Annotated in this window: 2 protein-coding genes; one reads left to right on the forward strand and one right to left on the reverse strand. The window is 26.6% G+C overall.

Annotation, left to right across the window (positions count from 1 at the left end; translation table 11 throughout):
* Window positions 1-28: 28 nt before the first annotated feature.
* Window positions 29-877 (reverse strand): DUF438 domain-containing protein, encoded by an 849-nt coding sequence (locus R4K56_RS14625; protein ID WP_335772810.1) that lies wholly within the window; start codon window positions 875-877, stop codon window positions 29-31.
* A 183-nt stretch (window positions 878-1,060) separates the two neighbouring features.
* On the opposite strand from R4K56_RS14625, the gene R4K56_RS14630 reads away from it, so the two are divergent.
* The gene (locus R4K56_RS14630; RefSeq protein ID WP_335772809.1) at window positions 1,061-2,242 is read left to right on the forward strand and encodes an AGE family epimerase/isomerase; all 1,182 of its coding nucleotides are present in this window, start codon (window positions 1,061-1,063) and stop codon (window positions 2,240-2,242) included.
* The last annotated feature ends 135 nt before the right edge of the window (window positions 2,243-2,377 follow it).

The raw sequence follows: 2,377 nt of genomic DNA on the forward strand, positions 1-2,377 counted from the left end.
TGGTTCGGGGCAAAGCCCTGAAAATATTTTAAATTAAAAAAATTATTTTGACAAAATATAGTTGTTTAGGTATATTTTCTTCTTTAAATATCATATCCAAAATATGATCTTTTAATAAATTTATATTTTCTGAATTAATTTTATTATTATTTTTACTATAATCAATAATATCTTTTAACTCATTTAATATATCTTTATCAACTCTGCTCATAACCTTTGAAGGTTCATCATTGCCATATTTTTTTAAAGATGTAATAAATAAACTTTCCTTTTTGCTGTAATGCCTATTAAGATTACTATAAAGCTCATTTAATATATTAATATTATCATAACTTTTAATTTCATCTAATAATTTTTCTATACATCTGTTTTCTTCTTCAAAAATATCTATAGCCTTATAATTAGTTTCTGTATTATTATCCATAGCATCTTTTAAAACTAGCGTTCTTATATAGAAAAATCTTTTAGCTTCATCTATACTCATACCATTATCTATAAGCTCATGCATAGCATTGTGTACTTCTTCTGCTGACACTTTCATCAATTTATCTTCAAACTCTCTTTTTATAGTTTCTATATCTCCTGTATAATGGAGTTTTACTATAAGCGATTTCAGTATATCATTTCTATCTTCTTTATTTGATATGCTATTCAATTCAAAACCATATTCATTTAATTTTTTTCTTAATTCATCATTATCAATATTTTTAATTTTTGCTGCTTTTTCCAAAGTCATAATCTTTGATACAGTATTAAACATTATTGGATTTTTTATCTTATCAAATCCCAAATCAAATAATGCTTCTTTAATTTTTGGATATTTAGTGCATAGATCATATATGCTATCAGAAATATTTATACATTCTAAAGTTGTCATATATATTTACTCCTAATTTATTGTTGTTAGATTAATCTAACATATTGTATATAATATCTAAAAAATAGTCAACTTTTATAAAATAAAAATATTTTTTTAATTATTGTTTTTATATATTGCTTTTATGATATCAATCTGTTAATATTATTATATTATGTTAAATAAAATCTAAGGAATTTTTATATGAGTAATTTAAACGAAGTAAAAAACGAGTATCTTCACATGTTAAAAGACAATATCATTCCATTTTGGCTAAAAAACGGACTTGATAAGAAACATGGCGGATATTATACTGCATTAGACAGAAAGGGAAACCTTATAGAAACTGATAAGTCTGTATGGTTTCAAGGAAGATTTGCTTGGGTATTGTCAACACTTTATGCTGATTTTGAGAAAAAACCAGAGTATTTAGAAGCTGCTAAATTGGGAATAGACTTTTTAGAAAATTACTGTTTTGATAAAGCAGGTGACGGAAGAATGTATTTCAGAGTTACTGAAGACGGAAAGCCTATCATAAAAAGATTAAGATATTACTTCTCAGAAACATTTTGTTTAGTTGCTATGGCAGCATATTCAAGAGCTAGCGGAGATAAAAGCTATGTTAAAAAAGCTAGAGAAATACTTGATAATATAGACAGATATCAAAAAGAAGGTCTTTTAATACCTAAATTTGATGCAGGCAACAGACCTACTATAGCTTTCGGCCCTCCTATGATAATGCTTGCTACAGTTCAGGAATTAAGAAAAGCTGATCCGGAAAATAAAGATTATTACAACAACTATATTGATAATCTTCTTAAGAACATACAATTATTCTTATACGAAGATAAAAAAGCAGTATTAGAACAATGTAATCCAGACGGTACTTTACAGGATCACTTTGAAGGAAGATTATTAAACCCAGGTCATGCTATAGAATCATCTTGGTTTATTTTAAGAGAATCTATAGAAAGAGGACATGATGAAAAATTAAAAGCCCTAGGTCTTAAAATATTTGACTGGATGTGGGAATGGGGCTGGGACAAAGAGTACGGCGGCATCATTCAATATATGGACGTACTTGGAAAAGCTAAAAGCGAATATCACCATGATATGAAATTCTGGTGGCCTCAAACTGAAGCTGCTATTGCTGCTTTATACTGCTACTATTTCACTAAAGATGATAAATATTTAGAAAAACATGATATGGTAAAAGAGTATACTAAAAAATTCATAGATACAGAATATGGCGAATGGTTCGGATATCTTCATAGAGATGGTACAATATCTACTGATTTGAAAGGTAATATGTATAAAGGACCTTTCCATATTCCTAGAATGTACATGAAATGTGCTGAAATAATAGATGCTATTAATGCAAAATAATAATTAGTAATTTTTATTAGTATAGACTAGGCTTTTTAATTAAAGTCTAGTCTTTATTATTTGCATTGAAATATAAAGTTATTATGTAGCAAAAAGGTTTAAGAAATATAAAATTTTTTATGATAAAATATATTT

Source organism: Brachyspira pulli, assembly GCF_036997785.1.
Lineage (GTDB): Bacteria > Spirochaetota > Brachyspiria > Brachyspirales > Brachyspiraceae > Brachyspira > Brachyspira pulli.

Coding starts and splice junctions, on each gene's coding strand:
- R4K56_RS14625 (WP_335772810.1), bottom strand. CDS start 877: ATGACAACTTTAGAATGTATAAATATTTCTGATAGCATATATGATCTA.
- R4K56_RS14630 (WP_335772809.1), top strand. CDS start 1,061: ATGAGTAATTTAAACGAAGTAAAAAACGAGTATCTTCACATGTTAAAA.